General features: G+C 63.7%; 16 protein-coding genes. 5 read left to right on the forward strand and 11 right to left on the reverse strand.

Annotated elements, in window-relative coordinates:
* Positions 1-11: 11 nt before the first annotated feature.
* From PVT67_RS17300 to PVT67_RS17320, 5 genes are all read right to left on the reverse strand, one after another.
* Complete coding sequence (locus PVT67_RS17300) at positions 12-1,037, reverse strand: M48 family metallopeptidase (protein ID WP_301495867.1); 1,026 nt, start codon at positions 1,035-1,037, stop codon at positions 12-14.
* A gap of 3 nt (positions 1,038-1,040) precedes the next feature.
* Entirely contained in the window at positions 1,041-2,210 is a 1,170-nt protein-coding gene (locus tag PVT67_RS17305; RefSeq protein WP_301495869.1) for a YjgN family protein, read from the reverse strand.
* Positions 2,211-2,334: 124 nt separating this feature from the next.
* Positions 2,335-3,621 (reverse strand): cation:proton antiporter, encoded by a 1,287-nt coding sequence (locus PVT67_RS17310; protein WP_301495871.1) that lies wholly within the window; start codon positions 3,619-3,621, stop codon positions 2,335-2,337.
* 214 nt (positions 3,622-3,835) lie between these two features.
* Positions 3,836-5,851, reverse strand: a complete 2,016-nt coding sequence (locus PVT67_RS17315; RefSeq protein ID WP_301495873.1) for a tetratricopeptide repeat protein — start codon at positions 5,849-5,851, stop codon at positions 3,836-3,838.
* Complete coding sequence (locus PVT67_RS17320) at positions 5,848-6,309, reverse strand: CopD family protein (RefSeq protein WP_301495875.1); 462 nt, start codon at positions 6,307-6,309, stop codon at positions 5,848-5,850. The genes PVT67_RS17315 and PVT67_RS17320 overlap by 4 nt, the downstream gene beginning before the upstream one ends.
* A gap of 61 nt (positions 6,310-6,370) precedes the next feature.
* On the opposite strand from PVT67_RS17320, the gene PVT67_RS17325 reads away from it, so the two are divergent.
* On the forward strand, positions 6,371-6,799 hold the full coding sequence (locus PVT67_RS17325; RefSeq protein WP_301495877.1) for a YybH family protein: 429 nt from the start codon (positions 6,371-6,373) through the stop codon (positions 6,797-6,799).
* A 13-nt stretch (positions 6,800-6,812) separates the two neighbouring features.
* Here PVT67_RS17325 and PVT67_RS17330 read toward each other — a convergent pair whose 3' ends face one another.
* The 6 genes from PVT67_RS17330 to PVT67_RS17355 all read right to left on the reverse strand — a co-directional run bounded on the left by PVT67_RS17330 (position 6,813) and on the right by PVT67_RS17355 (position 13,697).
* Positions 6,813-7,553 (reverse strand): head GIN domain-containing protein, encoded by a 741-nt coding sequence (locus PVT67_RS17330; RefSeq protein WP_301495879.1) that lies wholly within the window; start codon positions 7,551-7,553, stop codon positions 6,813-6,815.
* A gap of 72 nt (positions 7,554-7,625) precedes the next feature.
* Positions 7,626-8,789, reverse strand: a complete 1,164-nt coding sequence (locus tag PVT67_RS17335) for an MFS transporter (protein ID WP_301495881.1) — start codon at positions 8,787-8,789, stop codon at positions 7,626-7,628.
* A gap of 206 nt (positions 8,790-8,995) precedes the next feature.
* Entirely contained in the window at positions 8,996-10,150 is a 1,155-nt protein-coding gene (locus PVT67_RS17340) for an RsmB/NOP family class I SAM-dependent RNA methyltransferase (protein ID WP_301495883.1), read from the reverse strand.
* Positions 10,151-10,214: 64 nt separating this feature from the next.
* Positions 10,215-11,189 (reverse strand): DUF4382 domain-containing protein, encoded by a 975-nt coding sequence (locus PVT67_RS17345; RefSeq protein WP_301495886.1) that lies wholly within the window; start codon positions 11,187-11,189, stop codon positions 10,215-10,217.
* A 77-nt stretch (positions 11,190-11,266) separates the two neighbouring features.
* Positions 11,267-11,830, reverse strand: coding sequence for a lysophospholipid acyltransferase family protein (locus tag PVT67_RS17350; RefSeq protein WP_301495889.1), 564 nt, complete (start codon positions 11,828-11,830; stop codon positions 11,267-11,269).
* Positions 11,831-11,843: 13 nt separating this feature from the next.
* The gene (locus tag PVT67_RS17355) at positions 11,844-13,697 is read right to left on the reverse strand and encodes an ATP-binding protein (RefSeq protein WP_301495891.1); all 1,854 of its coding nucleotides are present in this window, start codon (positions 13,695-13,697) and stop codon (positions 11,844-11,846) included.
* 227 nt (positions 13,698-13,924) lie between these two features.
* Here PVT67_RS17355 and PVT67_RS17360 point away from each other — a divergent pair, with 227 nt between their 5' ends.
* The 4 genes from PVT67_RS17360 (at position 13,925) to PVT67_RS17375 (ending at position 16,368) form a co-directional block, all read left to right on the forward strand.
* Complete coding sequence (locus PVT67_RS17360; RefSeq protein WP_301495893.1) at positions 13,925-14,302, forward strand: SirB2 family protein; 378 nt, start codon at positions 13,925-13,927, stop codon at positions 14,300-14,302.
* An 8-nt stretch (positions 14,303-14,310) separates the two neighbouring features.
* Entirely contained in the window at positions 14,311-15,048 is a 738-nt protein-coding gene (locus PVT67_RS17365) for a ferredoxin--NADP reductase (protein WP_301495895.1), read from the forward strand.
* A gap of 9 nt (positions 15,049-15,057) precedes the next feature.
* The gene (locus PVT67_RS17370) at positions 15,058-15,924 is read left to right on the forward strand and encodes a DUF3014 domain-containing protein (protein ID WP_301495897.1); all 867 of its coding nucleotides are present in this window, start codon (positions 15,058-15,060) and stop codon (positions 15,922-15,924) included.
* Positions 15,925-16,017: 93 nt separating this feature from the next.
* Positions 16,018-16,368: a MaoP family protein gene (locus tag PVT67_RS17375; RefSeq protein ID WP_301495899.1), complete on the forward strand. Its 351-nt coding sequence runs from the start codon at positions 16,018-16,020 to the stop codon at positions 16,366-16,368.
* The last annotated feature ends 35 nt before the right edge of the window (positions 16,369-16,403 follow it).

Below are 16,403 nucleotides of genomic sequence, written 5' to 3' on the forward strand. Positions count from 1 at the left end.
TGGAACCGAAATTATTGTGGCTTGAAGTGCGCCAGGGCCTGGATGCGCTCCGCCAGCTGGGGGTGGGTACTGGACCAGACCGGCAAGCCGTTCTCGCCCTTGTGGCTGTCCAGCAAGGCCTGGTAGAGGTCCCGCAGCGGCGCCACAGTGCCGTCCAGGTGATAGAGGTTGTCGGCCGCGAAATGGTCCGCCTGCCGCTCATGGTCACGGGAATAGCTCAGGGTCATCAGCAGGGTGCCGCTACCCACCAGGGTGTCGGCGATACTGCTGCTGTCACCCACAGCTATGGCCGCCCCTATGGACAGCAGGGAGGCCTGCACCAGCCGGGTCATCATGTGGTGGTAATGGAGGTGGCCAAGCTCATGAAGCAGGACGCCATCCAGCTCCCTGTCGTCCTTGGACAGCGCCACCAACTGGTCTGTGAGCACCACAGTGCCGTCCGGCAGGGCAAAGGCATTGGGGCCCTGCTCGAAGGAGCGGAACACCAGCCGGGGTTCGACCGGCAGCGTCTCCCCCTGGGCCTTCAAGGCCGCCAGCAACGCCTCGAAACGCCCTCGCAGTTGCTGCCGACGCGCCTCGTCCAGCCCGCTTTGGCTGAAGCCCATCTTGTCCAGCAGCTTGTAGCTCTGCTTGCCCAGCGCCCGGTAGACGCCATGGGGCACATGGCCGGCCAGGGTCTTGGCCAAGGCCGGCAGGCCGTAGCGGTAACCCCCGAAGGCCGCCACCACTGTCACCATCATGGCCAAAAGCACCAGCCAGAGATGCTGCTCCGCCCTGGCCAGCCAGGAACGGCCGTCGTGGCAATCCAGCCAGGCATTGAGGGCCTGGGGCTCGGCCGGGGTGAAAACCCAGCCCCCTTCGAAGGCCAGGGTGCGGGTCATGCGCCCCAGGGCCTCGGAGGGGATCACCTCGCTCAAGGCGCAGTCCCGTTCCAGCACCTCGCTGCACAGCCTGAGGCGGCCCTGGTCACCCAGCTCCAGTTCGGCGGGATAGCGGGCCGCCTTGCCGGCGGCCAGCAGATGCCCCTGGATACGCACGGCTTAGAGCACGCCTATCTGGACGTCGAAGGCGCTGGCCAGCTCGTCGGCGATGGCCACGTCCGTTTCATGTTGATGATCCTGCACAGCCACCAGGGCCAGATCCCCTTCCACGGCGGTACAGTCGGCCAGGAAGCGGGCATAACGCACCCTGGCCCAGGCGGAGCCGAAGCCCAGGGTAAAGACCACCAGCAGCAGGTTGGTCAGCACCAGGCCCAGGTAGGACAGAGGCTTCATGTTGGACACCAGCTGCAGCCCGCCTTCGATCTGGGTGCACGAGAAGAGGTAGTTGCGGACCTTGGCCTTGACGAAGGCGGAGACAAACAGCGCCGTCACGAAGAAGCTCAGGTAGAAGCCGAAAACGAGCGGCATCATGGCGCGGGCCATTTGCGGATCCTTGGCATGGGCACCCAACTGCTGCATGTCGGCGACGACGTTGATCCCCACCACGACGCTCAGCACCGTCACTATGGCCAGCATCAGGCCGATGCCGATCAACGCGGCCAAGGCGCCAATCTTGAAGTATTCGCCAAAGGCCACCTCGGCACTGAAGGCCTTGTCGCCATAGCGGTAGCCGCTCATCAGGTATTGGGCCATGGAGGAGCTAACCCAGGCGTAGATGCAGACCATGCCCAAAAGACCGACCAAGACGGCAAGCACCACGGCCAGGCCGGGGCCGACAACACCCCCCAGCAGCGCCGCCAGGGTAACCGCAAGCCCCACCGCCAGGTAGCCCGCCAGCGGCTTGCCCAGCAGGTTGGCGTAGGCAGGGCCATAGCCTCCGGCGAAGTCGAAACGCACATTGCGAAAACGGGTCACCCTGGCGTCGAAGCGCAGGTTGCGTACCACCAGCACCGGCATCAACACAGCGAACAGCAGGCCAAGGACCATGGCCAGTATCGGGCTGGCGTTGTTGGCAAAGCCCCACAGCAGCAGCACCAGCACGGTGACAATGCGGCCGATGAGGATCTGCCTGGGGGTGGCCAGGTATTCGAAGTGGTCGCCGTCCAGTTCGGTGTTGCCGTAGAAATAGCGGTGGGTACGCACCTTGGCCCAGGCGGAGTAGATGCCCAGGGTCAGGATGGAGAGCAGCAGGTTGACGATCCAGATGCCGAAAAATTCGGCGCCCTGGCCTTTGAAGCGGAACGAATGGAGCTGGGTGTTTTGAGTCATAAGAGCCTTCCTTTGCAATCAGGCGCTTATTGAACCAAGGACAGAAGGGAAAGGCAATAGATTAGAAACACCTTATTAACAAAACAGGGGCCCCGCAGGGCCCCTGTGGCGCACCAGCCCGGCCTTAGCCCTGGCGCTGCTTGGACGCTTCGATGCTCTTGCCGATCAGCGGCGATATGGTCAGGCCCTGGACTATGATGGAGAAGATCACCACCACGTAGGTGATGATCACCAGCAGGCTGTGCAGGTCGGCGCCGTTGACGATGAACTTGCCGCTGGGGATGGAGGCGGCCATGGCCAGGCCCAGGCCGCCACGCAGGCCGCCCCAGGTGAGGATGCGCACCGAGTTGAGGTCATAGGTGCGGAACTGGCGGAACACAAGGTAGGGCGCCGCCACGCTGAGGAAGCGGGCCAGCAGTACCGCCGGCACCATCAGCAGGCCCAGGCTGATCTCTTCCCAGCTCACCGGCATGCTCACCACCAGCAGGCCGATCAGCAGGAACAGCAGGGCGTTGAGGAAGGTGTCGGTGGCGTGCCAGAAGTTCTTCACGTAGCGCAGGTTGGACAGGCGCTGCACTGTGGAGGCCTTGGCGCGGGTGACGTTGCCGAGGAAGATGCCGCTCACCACCATGGCCAGGGCCCCTGAGATGTCCATGATGTTGGCCAGGGCGAAGCCGGCTGAGGGGATGGTCAAGCTCACCAGCAGGCGGATGTTGGCGTCCTTGCTGCCAAGGATCAGGTAGTGGCCAACCAGGGCCAGCACCAGGCCGAAGGCCACGCCGCCCAGGGCGTCAGTCAGGAACAGCTCGGCCACGCCGCTGAAGGTGGGGGCTGTGCCGGAGAAGGCCACGGCGAAGATGGTGGTGAACACCACCAGGCCGACACCGTCGTTGAACAGGGATTCCCCTTCCACCTGTATGGAGATGCCTTCAGGCGCCTTCATCTGCTTGATGATGGCCAGCACCGCTATGGGGTCGGTGGGGCTGATCAGGGCCCCGAACAGCAGGCAGTAGATGAAGGGCACGGGCCAGCCCATGGCGCCCAGCAGCCAAAAACTGAGGTAACCCACCATGAAGGTGGAGGCCAGGGTCGAGAAGAGCACCAGCACCGTGATCTCCCAGCGCTGCTTCTTCATGGCCTTGAGGTCGATCTCGATGGCCCCCGCGAACAGCAGGAAGCCCAGCATGCCCTTGAGCAGGAGCTGGTTGAAATTGAGGTGGCCTACCACATCGGTGATGGCCAGGGCGGTCTGGTCGTTCAGCAGCTTCACCGCCAGGATCAGCAGCAGCGAGATCACCACTGAGCCAGTGGTAATGGCGATGGTGGTCTGCAGTTTGAGCACATATTGGTTGGTGAAGGCGATGAACACGGCCAGGGCCGAGAGAAAACAGATCAAGTACCAGGCAGTCATGGTGTTGGATCCTGAAGTAGGCGAATACAGCTGCCTGGCAGATCTCGAGTGCGGGCCGGCGATGCCGGCCAAGCCCCCTCAGGGGGCTTCCAGGCGACAGGGCGGCACTAGGTTACACTGATTTCGTTTTATCCTGAACTTCCTTTCGGCCTAACCGAAAAGACAGACTGTCAGATCATCTTGACGAGGGTTTTTCACATCCCATTGACAAGGATCAATGACCGCTGCGCAGTTGCAGCAACCCCCTGTCCAGGGCCTGTTGCAGCTGGCGGTGGGGATCGTCCACGTCCAACAGCGAGGGCGGCGCCAGCTCCAGGGCCAGCAAGGATACCCAACTGCCTTGGCGGGTCTCTTCCAGCAGGACACCGGCCTGGGCCAGGGTGAAACGGGCCAGCTCCAGCAGCACCGGCACCGGCAGCGCCGTCGAGCGCTGGGCCAGGGTCGGGAAGAGGTTGAAGCCCACCGCCATCCGGCCGTCCTCCAGGCCCTCTTCGGCCACGAAACGGCTGGTCAGATCCGCCAGCCGCCGGTAGAGCGCGGCGGATTCAAAGGCTTCATCCTTGAGCACCAACAGCAGGTGGCGATCGGAAAGCTGGGCCACCAGGGCGCAATGCTGGCAGGCGGTCTGGAGCCGGGCGACATAGCGGTGCAGCGCCTCCCGGCTCTGGTCACTGCCGGCCAGAAGCGGCAAACGTTGCAGGAAATGGGGATCCAGGCTGACCAGCACCAGCGGCTTGGCGGCGGTGCCCCCAGCCTCGCGGCTGCGGTTGTGGTCCTGCTGGCTGGCCTCCAGCAAGGGCGCCAGTGCAGCAGGCACCCCCAGCCTGTTGATGAGGCCGGACTGGGGATTATGGGTCATCCGCTGCCTATCCTCGGCCAGGGCCAGGCGCAACCCTTGGCGGCTGCGCCACAGCGAGGTGGCCGCCAGGGCGGCAGCCAGGGCCAGCAAGGCCGCCAGCAGGGCACTGAGGCGCCACTGCCCTTCGGCCTTGGCCAGGTCGAGGCGCTGCTGTTCGCTCTGGCGCAGCCGGTCGGACTGGTTGACCTGTTCGGTCAACTGCTCCATGGCCTGGCGACCGTCCTTGAGGTCGTCGCTGTCCAGTTTGTCCTTGAGGGCCATGGCGGCCCTCAAGGCGGCTATGGCCTGGTCCTGCAGGCCCTGCTGCTGGTAGATGTCCGCCAGGCGTTCCTGGGCCTTCTCCCTTTCCCGCCAGGAAGACACATCGTCCCGCTCGGCGAAATGCCCCAGGGCTTCCTTGAGGTCGGCCACAGCCCCCTGCGGGTCGGTCAGCAGGGGCGCGCGCATGGACAGGGCCGTGCCCAGGTAGAAATTGACCTTGTTGCGGCGGTAGATATCCACCGCCTGATCCAGGTATTCCAGAGCCTTGAGGCGCTGCTGGGGGTCGTCCAGGTAGAGGCTGGCGATGTTGAGCAGCACCTTGGCCTCGGACAGGGTCCTGTGCTGATCGCGGTACAGATCGAGGGCGTGCAGGGATTCCAGCAGGGCACTGTTGCTGTCCCCCTGCTCTTGGTAGGTGACCGCCAGGCCCACCAGCAGATCAGGCACTTCCTTGGTCATCTGCTGCTGCTGGGCCAGGGCCAGGGCCTGTTGCAGGAAGGACAGCGCCTTGTCGAAGGCATGGTTGAGGCGGAAGATGCGGCCCTTGGTGGAGAGGATATCCAGGCGCAGGGCGGGATCGTCTTCCTCCAGCAGCCTGAGGCTGGCCTCGTCCAGGTAGTTGAGGGCCGGCACTATGTCGTTGCGCCGGTATTGGAGCTGGCCCAGGCGGTAGAGGGCCTGGGCTTCGGCCCGCTTGGCGTGGCGGGCGCTGGCCTGGTCCAGGGCGTATTGGAAATAATGCTGGGCCTGGTCGAACTGCCCAAGATATTGGTTGAGGGAGCCCTGCTCTATCCAGATCTCCATCTGCACCTTGAAGGCGTCGTCTCCCTCCAGCGCGGCCACCGTCTTGGCCGCCTCGGCCAGGGTCGCCAGTGACTGCTGGTAGTGGCGGCTGACCCGGCTCTCGATGTTGGCCTTGATATAGAGCACCTCTCCCAACACCTTGGGGTCGCCGCCGGCCTCGGCTTCCGCCAGCGCCGGCGCCACCAGGCTGGTGAGCCGGCTGCGGTATTTGGGCTCCATGCTGTGCGCCATGGCCTGGCGCAAGTCGACCACCGCCGAGGCCCAGGTCAGGCCGGGCATGCACAACAACAACCAGAGCCACTTCATAGTCCCTGTCCCTCGGGTTGGAAGAAACCGGTCAGATACAGCATACCCCCCAGCACCAGCAGGGTGGCCACCAAGGCCAGGGCCGCCAGGTAGGCTACCACCTTCCTGGGAGGCCATTGCCCCAGCCGCGGCAGTACCCGGTAGCGCCAGCCCCACCAGAGGCCCGCGAACAGCAGGGTCCCCAGGCTCTTGGCCAGCAGCATCAGGCCAGCCTGGTTGTCCGGAGACCAGAGCTGGCTGACGTTGGCGGCGCTCATCCAGGTCAGGGCCACCCCTGAGCCCAGCATCAGCGCCAGCAAAGGCCAGGCCAGGCGCTCGAAGGCGATGGCGGCGTCGGCCAGGGGCTGCCATTCCCCCTTGCGCAGGCCAAGGGGAAGCAGCGACAGTAGCGACAGCAATGGCGCGCCGGCCACCAAGATGGCGCCCAGCAGGTGCAGGCTGAGGATGTAGTAGTACATGGCGTCCCCGGTTCTTTGCTGGCATGGTAGCGCCCGGATCCGACTGCAATCAAGGAAGCCCATGAAAAAGCTAATGATAATCCTACTGTTACTGGCCAGTCCCAGATTGCTGGCCGCCACGGCCGACGAAGGGGCCATCCGCACCCTGCTGGCAGGCCAGGCGGCAGCCTGGAGCCAGGGCGATTTGGCCGGCTTCATGGCTCCCTATTGGCACAGCCCCAAGCTGCGTTTTGCCTCAGGCGGCGACGTCACCTACGGCTGGCAGGCCACCTTCGACCGCTACCGCGCCCACTACCAGGACAAGGCCGCCATGGGCCGGCTCAGCTTCGAGATCCGGGAAGTGCGGTTGATGGGGGAGCACGCCCTGGTATTCGGCCACTGGCAGCTGGACAGGCAAAAAGACCAGCCCCAGGGGCTCTTCACCCTGTTGCTGGCCAAGCTGGATGGGAGATGGCAGATAGTGGCGGACCATACCTCGTCCGCCCACTAGCAAGAGGTGCGGCTCAGTCGCCTTTGCGGGCGATGTCGCCAGAGCCCATGATGCTCTGCTTGAGGTGCGGGTTGCCGTAGTAGTCCACGTCGCCGCTACCGGCGATATCGATATCCAGTTGCTCGCTGGCCCGCACCACCACGCTGCCGGAACCGGCGATGTCGATGTCGGCCTGGCGGCCCTGGACCTTGCCTACATCCACGTCACCGCTGCCGGCGATGTCGACGCTCAGCTTGTCGGCACTGCCGCCGGCGATGACGACACTGCCGGAGCCGGCGATGTCGGCCTTGATGTGCTTGTACTGGGCGCTGCTCATGGTCAGGTCGGTGGCGCCGGCCAGGTCGAGCTTCAGGTCATCCCCCTTGAAGTCGCCGACCTTGGCCTCGCCGCGGCCGGCCAGGGACAGTTCGGACAGCGCCTTGACGCTGATGTGGACTTCGATGGTCTTGTTGGGATCGAGGTCGTAGCCGCGCTTGGTGCGCACCTTCAGCTCATCACCCTCCACCTTCACCTCTATGTAAGGCTGCAGGCTTTCTTCGGCCTTGATGCTGATCTTGCCGTCGCCGGGCATCACTGTGACCTTGGCGGGGATGGCGATGCTGACCTCGTCCACGTCCCCATCCAGGGGCTGGCTCTGTTCGGTGACGGGGCCCTTGCCCTTGATCTCGTCACTGCCCCACCAGGCGAAAGCGCTGAAGTTGGCTGAACTCAGAACCAGGGCCGTGGCGGCCAAAACCATGTGCTTGGGTTTCATATGCAGTTTTCCTCCTGAAAAAGTCCTGCACAGACTTTAGCAACTGGCGTGCCAGCTGCCACAACGCCGTTTTTACAGGCTTTGCTGGGAAGACTCCACTGCGGGCGTGGTGATATTCGCCACTTGCGCGTGAAGTTCGCCAACCCGCCTTGCCTGCCACCAGGCCAAGACAGCGAACAGGGTCAGCAAGGCGCCCAGGGGCAGGGCGTCATGCTGGGGAATGAAGCTCGACAATCCCGCCGCCAGGCCCGCCGCCAGGTTCTGTAGCCCGCCCAGCAGGGCCCCGGCGGTACCGGCGCCTTTGCGAAAGTCGCTCAAGGCGCCGCTGGTGGCCACGGGCCCCAGCAGGCCGGCGGCCAGGAAGTAGAGGGACACGGGGCCAAGCAGGGTCCAGGCATTCATGGGCAGGGCCCAGGCCAACAGCAGTTGCGCCAGGGCCGCCAGCAGCAGCAGGCTGGTGCCCAGTTGCAGCAGGGCCCTGTGGCGCCAGCGATGAGCCAGGGAGGCGGCCAGGAAGGAGCCGGCGATATAGGGCGGCAAGGGCGCTATATAGAGCCAGCTGACCAGGGAAGCGGGCAGCCCCAGGCGTTCGCCCAGCAACACGCCGGCGGCGGCCTCGAACACCACCACCCCGGAAAACACCGCCAGCAGCGGCCAGAGGTGGTGGCGGAAATTGGCGTTCTGCCAAGTGGCCTGGTAGCGGACCCAGGCCGGCGCCCTGGGTTCGGGATCGGCAGGCAGGGTCTCGGCAAAACAGCAGGCCTGCAGCAGCAGCACGGCGCCGCCCAGGCCCAGCAGGAACAGGTAGCAGGCCCGCCAATCGAAGTGGGACACCAGGAAACCGCCCAGCACAGGGGCCAGCATGGGGGAGAGGATCAAGGCCATGCTCAGCAGGCCGTTGACCCGGGTCAGGGCAGGGCCTTCGAAGCGGTCGCGGGGCACTGTACGCACCATGACGCCGGCCACACCTGCCCCCAGGCCCTGCACCAGGGCGCCGGCGATCAGCATGGTGAAGCTGGCGGCATGCCAGGCCAACAGGGAGCCGGCCAGGAACAGCACCAGGCCCCCCAGGGTAACGGGGCGGCGGCCCAAGTTGTCGGACAGGGGCCCGTAGACAAACTGGGACAGGCCGTACATGGCAAGGTAGGCCGCCATGATGCCCTGGGTCATGCCGGGGCTGATGCCGAAGGTAGCGGCAATGGCGCCCTGGCCGGGCACGAAGAGGGTCTGGGACATCTGGCCAACGGCAGCCAGGGTCACCATAAGCAACAAAAACAGTCGCAAAGACGGCGAACGCATTACGCACACCCTAAAAGTCAGGAAAAGGCAAAAAATCAACCACGCAGCGTCCATGCCGACGGCGCGCAATCTACCAGCGCAATGTGACAATGTCAGGATGGCCGCAACGCCTTGTTTGGCTGAACCTGACGTAAAGTCGTCAATTATTGTTGACGCTTGATCAGGGCCATGTAGAAGCCGTCGGTGTCGCCGTCCAAGGGGCTCAGGGTCTGTTGCCTTTCCATGACAAATTGCCCCTGGCTCCTCTCAATAAATTCAGCGACTTGAAGCTCATTTTCTTGCGGAAGCAGGGAGCAGGTGGCGTAAACCAGCTGGCCACCCGGTTTCAGCATGCGGCTGTAGCTGTCGAGGATCTGTTTCTGGATGGCGATAAGGTTGTCGATATGGGCCTGGGCAATGGTCCATTTACAGTCCGGGTTGCGGCGCAGCACCCCCAGGCCTGAGCAGGGCACGTCCAGCAGCAGGCGGTCGGCCTTGCCCTTGAGGCGCTTGATGGTGGCCGACCCTTCGATAAGGCGGGTTTCCAGGTTGTGGACGCCGGCACGGCGGGCCCTTTTGCGCAGCGCCAGCAACTTGCCGTCGAAGATATCCATGGCCAGCAGCCGGCCCTTGTTCTGCATCTGGGCGGCCAGGGCCAGGGTCTTGCCGCCGGCGCCGGCGCAGGCGTCGATCACCGTCATGCCTGGGCTGGCATCCAGCCAGGCCGCCACCTGTTGGGAACCCCAATCCTGCTGCTCGAAACTGCCGTCCTTGAAGGCCTGGGTGCGAAAGACATTGGCAAAGCGCCTGAGCTTGAGGCAGCCGGTGTCGATGATGTCGGCTTCCACCTTCTCCGCGGCCAGCTGCCGCTGCAGGCTCCTGGCGTCGGTCTTGAGGCTGTTGACACGCAGGTATTGGGCGGCGGGCTTGTTGAGGGCCTTGGCCAGCTCGCCCCAGTTGGGCAACCGCTGTGCCATCAGGGCATAGAGCCAGTCGGGGTAGCTTTCCCAGAGGGTGGGGTCTGCCTTGACGGCGGCGACTTCGGCCTTATCCAGCACCAGGGGCTTGACCTTGAGCGTCAAAGCCGGCTTTTCCAGGGCAGACCAGGCCGCCAGGACGGCTGGCAGGTCGCCCTTGCGCAGAGGCCAGGGACGGCCAGCCAGGGCGCCGTAACGGCGCGCATAACGCACCAGGTGCTGAGCGGCCTGGACCGCCTGGGACTTGTCCTTACCGAAATCCACCCGTGCGAAGGCCTTGTCCAGGGGATGGCCCTGGATCAGTACCGAGTCGAGGATGGAAAGAAGCGCCGCTGTCGTCATAAAAATGCCCCACCGAATTGGTGGGGCATGCTAGGCCAAAGCCGCGTCGGCGGCAAGGGGATGCTCAGGGTGCCACTGGGGCTATGTCCTGGACGACATCGCCGCCATCGGTGAGGCTCAGCTCATAGACCAGGCCGGCAGGGTTGGGAATGGTCAGGCCCTCGTAGGTCTCCGGCTGGTCGTTGATACCGTCACAGGAGAAGGCCAGGGTGTAGTCGCCGGGCATCAGCAGGCCGAACTGGTAGCCGTAAGGGTCTGTGGTGCTGGGGTTGCCATCGTCCTGCAGGGTCACGGCCATGGAGGCCACGGGAATGCTGGCGTCGCTCGGGGCACCGGCGGCGCCGGCGTCGAAGTCATCGGCCAGGTTGGTCAGGTTATGGCCACTGTAGAGGTAGACGAAACCGTAGTTGGTGTCGGTGCCGGTGTTGCAGCTCTCGGCCAGGGCGGGATCGACGGTGCCGTCAATCTTGCCGAGAATGGCGCTCTCTTCCAGGCTGATGCCGCGAGGCTTGAGGATGTAACGCTGCGGGCCGGGATTGTAGGTCATGGCCTTGCGCAGATTGAAGTCGATGGTGAAGGCCAGCTGGCCACCGGCGCTGGCGGTAAAGCCGCCCAGTTTGAGCTGGTCTGAGGGCACCTTGAGTTCGAAGATGCCGTCACCGGTTTCCACGTAGCTGGCGCTGGTGGTCAGATCGTTGATGTCCAGGCGCACGTCCGTATAGGTGCCGGCGGGAATGGTCACGTTATTGAGGGCCAGGAAGGTAGTACCACCCTGGTAGTCCAGCAGGTTCAGCTGGACAGGGTTACCGGAAGCATCCTGGACCGGCAGCACCACGTCGGTGTCACCGTCGCGTTTGAGGATGATGTTGTTGACGGTCACCACCACCTTGTCGGCACCGTCCACAGGCGCATCGCCGATGGACATGGACAGGACGGCGCTGTTGGGTGCCGTGGTGTCGCCACCGCTACCACCACCGCAAGCGGTGAGGGTCAGGGCGGCGAGGGTAAGGGCAAGCGTTTCTTTGGTTATGATTTTCATGGACAGTCTCCCCTTTGTAAGTAAAGGCTTACCAAGTATGGAAAGCTTTTACTGTCTGTCACCTGACATTAGGGGGATCAAGGCCTACCTTTGTAGCCCAAAAGCTCTGGTATGACCTTGGGGTGGCGACCTTGTACTTGGCCGTAAAAATCGGTAATGCGCTGCAGATCCGCCGCCATGTCGTCTGTTGGCCAGAGAGGGTCGTTTATCAGGAGACGTTTGTTGGGGTAGTCGAAACCCACCAGCACATAGGGCACGCCGGCCCCTTTGGCGATGTGATAGAAGCCCAGCTTCCAGCGCTTGACCGGGCTGCGGGTGCCTTCCGGGGCCAGGCCCAGCACGAAGTCGGGTTGGCTGCTGAAATAACCCACCACTTGGTCCACCAACTGGTTGCTACGGTCCCGGTGCACTGGGTAGCCACCCAGGGCCCGGAAAAACCAACCGAAGGGGAAGCGGAACAACTGATGCTTGCCGAGGAAGCGGATGGGCGCCCCCAGGGAATTGCGGGCCAGGATGCCAAGCACGAAATCCCAGTTGGAGGTATGGGGGGCGGCCACCAGCACGTACTGGCGCAAGTCGGGGAGTTGGCCTTGGATGCGCCAGCCGAGACGGGCCAGCAGCCAGGCTGCAAATCGCTGCATAAGCTCTTGAAGGTTATAATCTTTGCGCCAGATAAGCCCAATCTGGCTGCGCCGTCAAGTCAGTATCAGGACCCAGGCTCACTTTGAGATAACCCTTGCCCAGCTGCTCCAGCCAGGCCTGGCGGCTGTCCTCGGCATTGAGGGCTCCGGCCGCCAGGGGCAAGGGGCGCAGCTCCACCCAGCCATAAGCCCCTTGCTCACCGGCCAGCTGCAACCCCAGCAACAGGAGTTCTGCCAGGGGCCCCATCTCGGTCAGCCTGGATACCTGCGGGAAGCAGGGAAAATCCAGGGCGGCCAGGTGCAAGCCCGTGATACCTGCTCCCAGCTCCCCCAGGGCCTGGCGTAGTTCCTCGAAGTGGCCGGCCACTTGCCCTTCCTCTCCTGCCGGCAATACCACCAGGTAGCTGAAGCTGTCCGGCTCCCCCAACAGCAATGCCTGGGGATACAAAGACTTCAGGCAATCCCCCAGCTGCCGCTGCAGCCGGCTGCCATGACGGAAACCCTGCTCATAGACGGGGTGGCGCTCAAAATGCGGCTTGAAATAGAGCAGCCGGCAGGGCCGGCCCGCCCCCAAGAGTTCTGTCAGCCTGGCCAGAGTCAAGTGCACCTGTGGCAGCCGGGAATGAGCCCAGGCCCCCAGTTGCCGCTCCAGCAAGTGCCGCTGGCCACGGCTCCGATACCACAACCAAAAGACCAACAGCCAGAGTACCAACACCAGGCTGGCGATGCCCAATGCCAGCAGCAGCACCTTGGCCGATGCGGGCTTGGCGGCAAGCGGCGCCTCCACCGGCTTTTGGTACAGCTCCTTGTAAAGGACCTGCTTGGCGTCTTCGGCTTCCTTGAGACGCGCCGCCATCAGGCTGGCGTAGGCCTGCCAATGGGATTTAGCTTCCTCGCCCTCGGTCAGCTGTGCCAAGGCCTTTTGCGCCTGGGCGGCAACCTTGTTCTGGTAAGGGCTGTCATCGGAGCCCCTGGCCTGAATGACGGCCTCCAGCATGGCCTGCTGACGTGCCTTATCGTGACGCTTGGCGGCGATGCCCGCCGCCGTCATCAGGGCTGACATGCGCTGGCGAACCAGCTTGGCCTTGGCCAACTTATCCAGGGCGATATTGACGTAGAAATCGGCTTTATCGAGATCGCCCAGCGCCAAGTAGCTCTCGGCCACATTGCTGGCTGCCGTACCTTGCCAAGCAAGGTTGCTCCTCTGCTCCAACTCTTCATAAACGGCCAGCTCAGCGTCCAATGCCTCGGCATAGTGCTGGTGTTGAACTTGGACGTTGGCCAGGGTGAAGGCGGCCTTGGCCCTGTCCTCCACATAGGGTGAGTGGCGGGCCAATTCATTGTTTTCAAGAGCCAGCTCCAGGCTGTCCTGGCCCAGGCTGTTTCTGACCGTCACCAGATCGGAATTGGCACTGAGCTGGGTGGAGATATCACCATTAACCTTGGCCAAGGCGGCAGCCTTGGTCAGCAAAGGCTCTGCTTCGGCAAAAAGCCCTAGGTATTTGAGGCTATTACCTCTCTCCCCCAAAGCCCTTGCCAGCCTGGTTGTATCACCCAATTCTGTGGCCAGCGCCACGGCCTTGCCATTGGCGGCTAGGGTTTCTCGTAACAACCCCAGACCGCTCAGGAGCCGGCTATAGAGCAGGAGGCAATCCACCAGCTGGATACTGGGTTCTTCCTGCCCCAGAAGATCAAGCCCTTGATTTAATAGTGCAGAGGCTTCTGTCATCTTGCGCTCAAGGCGGCCGGTGACATCAGCCTTAAGGCAGAGATAACGGCCGCGGTCGAAATCCGATAGACCTCTGAGGTCACGGCTGGCCAGGGGCGCCAGCAACTCGGCACCTTGCTGGTAGTGCCGCTGCTGCATTGCCGCTTCCGCTTGCGTGATGAGGGGGGAGAGATCCTTTTCTGCCCAGGCGCCGGTTGAGCTGAGGCACCCAATCAAAAACAGAAGAAGGAACTTCATGCGGTACTCGATGGGCTGACTACCGCAACATAAAACCTCAATGGAAGGAAGTCTGCAAGCTTTTCTATTTGCTGGAAAAATGGGCCGCGTGCTAGCCTCTGGCCAAGGCTTCCGCCACAGAGTTCGCCATGACCTACAGCTTGGTCAAAGCCATACACCAGGCCCTGGCGTTGGTGACCATCCTCTTCTTCGTCTGGCGCGCCAGCCGCGCCGTACTGAACCCGGCCAGCCTGCCCCGCTGGGCCCGCATCGCCCCCCATGTCATCGACACCCTGCTGCTGGCCGCCGGGCTTTGGTTGATGCTGCTGATCCACCAGTATCCCTTCAAGGACGGCTGGCTGACCGCCAAACTGCTGGGCCTGCTGCTCTACATCGGTCTCGGCACCATTGCCATCAAACGCGGCCGCAGCACCAGAGGGCGGGCCCTGGCCGCCTTGGGAGCCGTGCTGGTCTTTATCTATATTGTCGGGGTAGCCATATACAAGACCCCCTGGTCCTGGCTTTAGGAGGCAGCATGGCGCAGTGGCTAGACGCCAAGGTGGTGGAAAACCACCAGTGGAACCCCAACCTGTTCAGCCTCAAGGTCAAGGCGCCGGCCTTCGACTTTGTGGCCGGCCAGTTTGTACGCCTGGGACTGGACCTGCCAGAAGGCCGGGCCCAGCGGGCCTATTCCCTGGTCAACAGCCCCGGTGCCGAGCTGTTGGATTTTCTGGTGACGCCTGTGGTGGGCGGCAAGCTGTCCCCCAGCCTGCACCTGCTTAAGCCCGGTGACCACATCCAGGTCAGCCAGCCGGCCAGCGGCTTCTTCGTGCTGGACGAGGTACCGGACGGCGACAGCCTCTGGCTGCTGGCCACGGGCACCGGCATAGGCCCCTTCCTGTCCATACTGGGCACCGAAGCCCCTTGGCAGCGCTTCAAGCGCATCCACCTGGTGCACGGGGTGCGCTTTGCCGCAGACCTTGCCTACAAGGCCGAGATCGAGGCCCTGGCGGCAGCCAGGCCCCAGCTTCGTTACCAGCCGGTGGTGACCCGCGAGCCCCTGGCCGGTGCCCTGCGTGGCCGTTTACCCGCTTTGCTGGCCAGCGGTGAACTTGAAGCCGCCCTGGGTGACAAACTGGATAAGGGTTGCCAGCTGATGCTCTGCGGCAACCCCGAGATGATCCGCGACAGCCTCCAGCTGTTGGCCGGCAAGGGCCTCAACAAGAACCTGCGCCGCCAACCCGGCCATGTCACAGTCGAGCAGTATTGGTAAGGAGCCATAATGCAAGCCGATCCCCAAACCCGTCCCCCCAAAGACGGCGCCTCCAGCAAACCTTTCCTCATCCTGGCCGCAGTCCTTATCCTCGGCGCCCTGGCCTGGTATTTCTGGCCCAAGGCGCCGGCGCCCAAGCAGGAAGAAGCCCCCTTGCCGCCGCCCGTGGTGGAGCAGAAGACCCAGCCACAGCCACAGCCCAAGGTTGAGCCGCAGCCCGCCGCCGAAGAGGTGCAGCCTGAGCCGGCCCAAACCCAGCCCCAGGCGCCAGCAGCGCCGCCGCTACCGGCCCTCAAGGACAGCGACCCTGAGGTGCGCGCCGCCCTTGGCGAGATGCTGCCGGCCAAGAGCCCCGTGGATATCCAACAGGCCGGCCTTATCGACAAGTTCACCCAGATCCTCACCACCGCCGTCGAGGGTTACCTGCCGGAACGCCAGCGCGTCATCGCCTCCCCCGACCAGCCCTTCGCCGTGGTCCGCGACGGCGAGACCCTCTATCTCGACAGCGACAGCTACCACCGCTTCGACCCTTATGTGCAGGCCTTCGTCGGCATGGACGACACCAAGCTGCTGGCCTTCATCGACCGCTTTGCGCCCTTGTTCAAGGAGGCCTTCGCCACCCTGGGCCTGGGCGACGACAGCATCCAGGGCAGCCTCAACCAGATCATAGACCTGGCCCTGGACACCCCGGATCCGGCCGACCCCATCAAGCTCAAGCAGCCCAAGGTGCTCTACCAGTTTGCCGACCCGGCCCTGGAGAACCTCAAGCCCATCCAGAAGATCCTCATTCGCATGGGGCCGGACAACAGGGCCAAGGTCAAAGCCAAGCTGGAGCGCCTCAAGGACGCCCTTGGCGACAGCGTCGGCGACCAATAACGGCGCTTATGCCGTCGATAAAAATGTTTCGTTTTACCCACCCCAGGGCATGGCCAATACTCCAACCCGAAAGTGCCCTGGAGGTGGTTGACGATGCAGAGCTTTATCAGCACAAAACGCTTTTCCGACAACAAGCATTTCCCCCACGGTTTCGCCCGCAGCGGCGACTTCACCAAGGCCGAGGCTAACCTCTTGGAAGCCCACGGCCAGAGCCTGCAGGCCCTGGCCTCCTGCCTCACCAGCCCGGCCACGGCCGAGGAGCACCAGTTCCTGGCCGTCTGCCAGGGTAGCCGCCCTCCCGTGACCCCCCTCGAGAAGGTCTGGGCCAAGTACCAGCGGCTCCTCGATCAGAAGAAAAGGGTCTTCACCGTCTGCGACGACTGGCTGCAGCTGCGTAGCGCCGGCCAGCGCTTCGACGAGCCGGACGACAGCAGCGACGACTGAGCGCTGCCGGCGAGGTCGGCAAAGCGTCGGGGCCA

The organism is Gallaecimonas kandeliae, assembly GCF_030450055.1.
Classification (GTDB): Bacteria; Pseudomonadota; Gammaproteobacteria; order Enterobacterales; family Gallaecimonadaceae; genus Gallaecimonas; species Gallaecimonas kandeliae.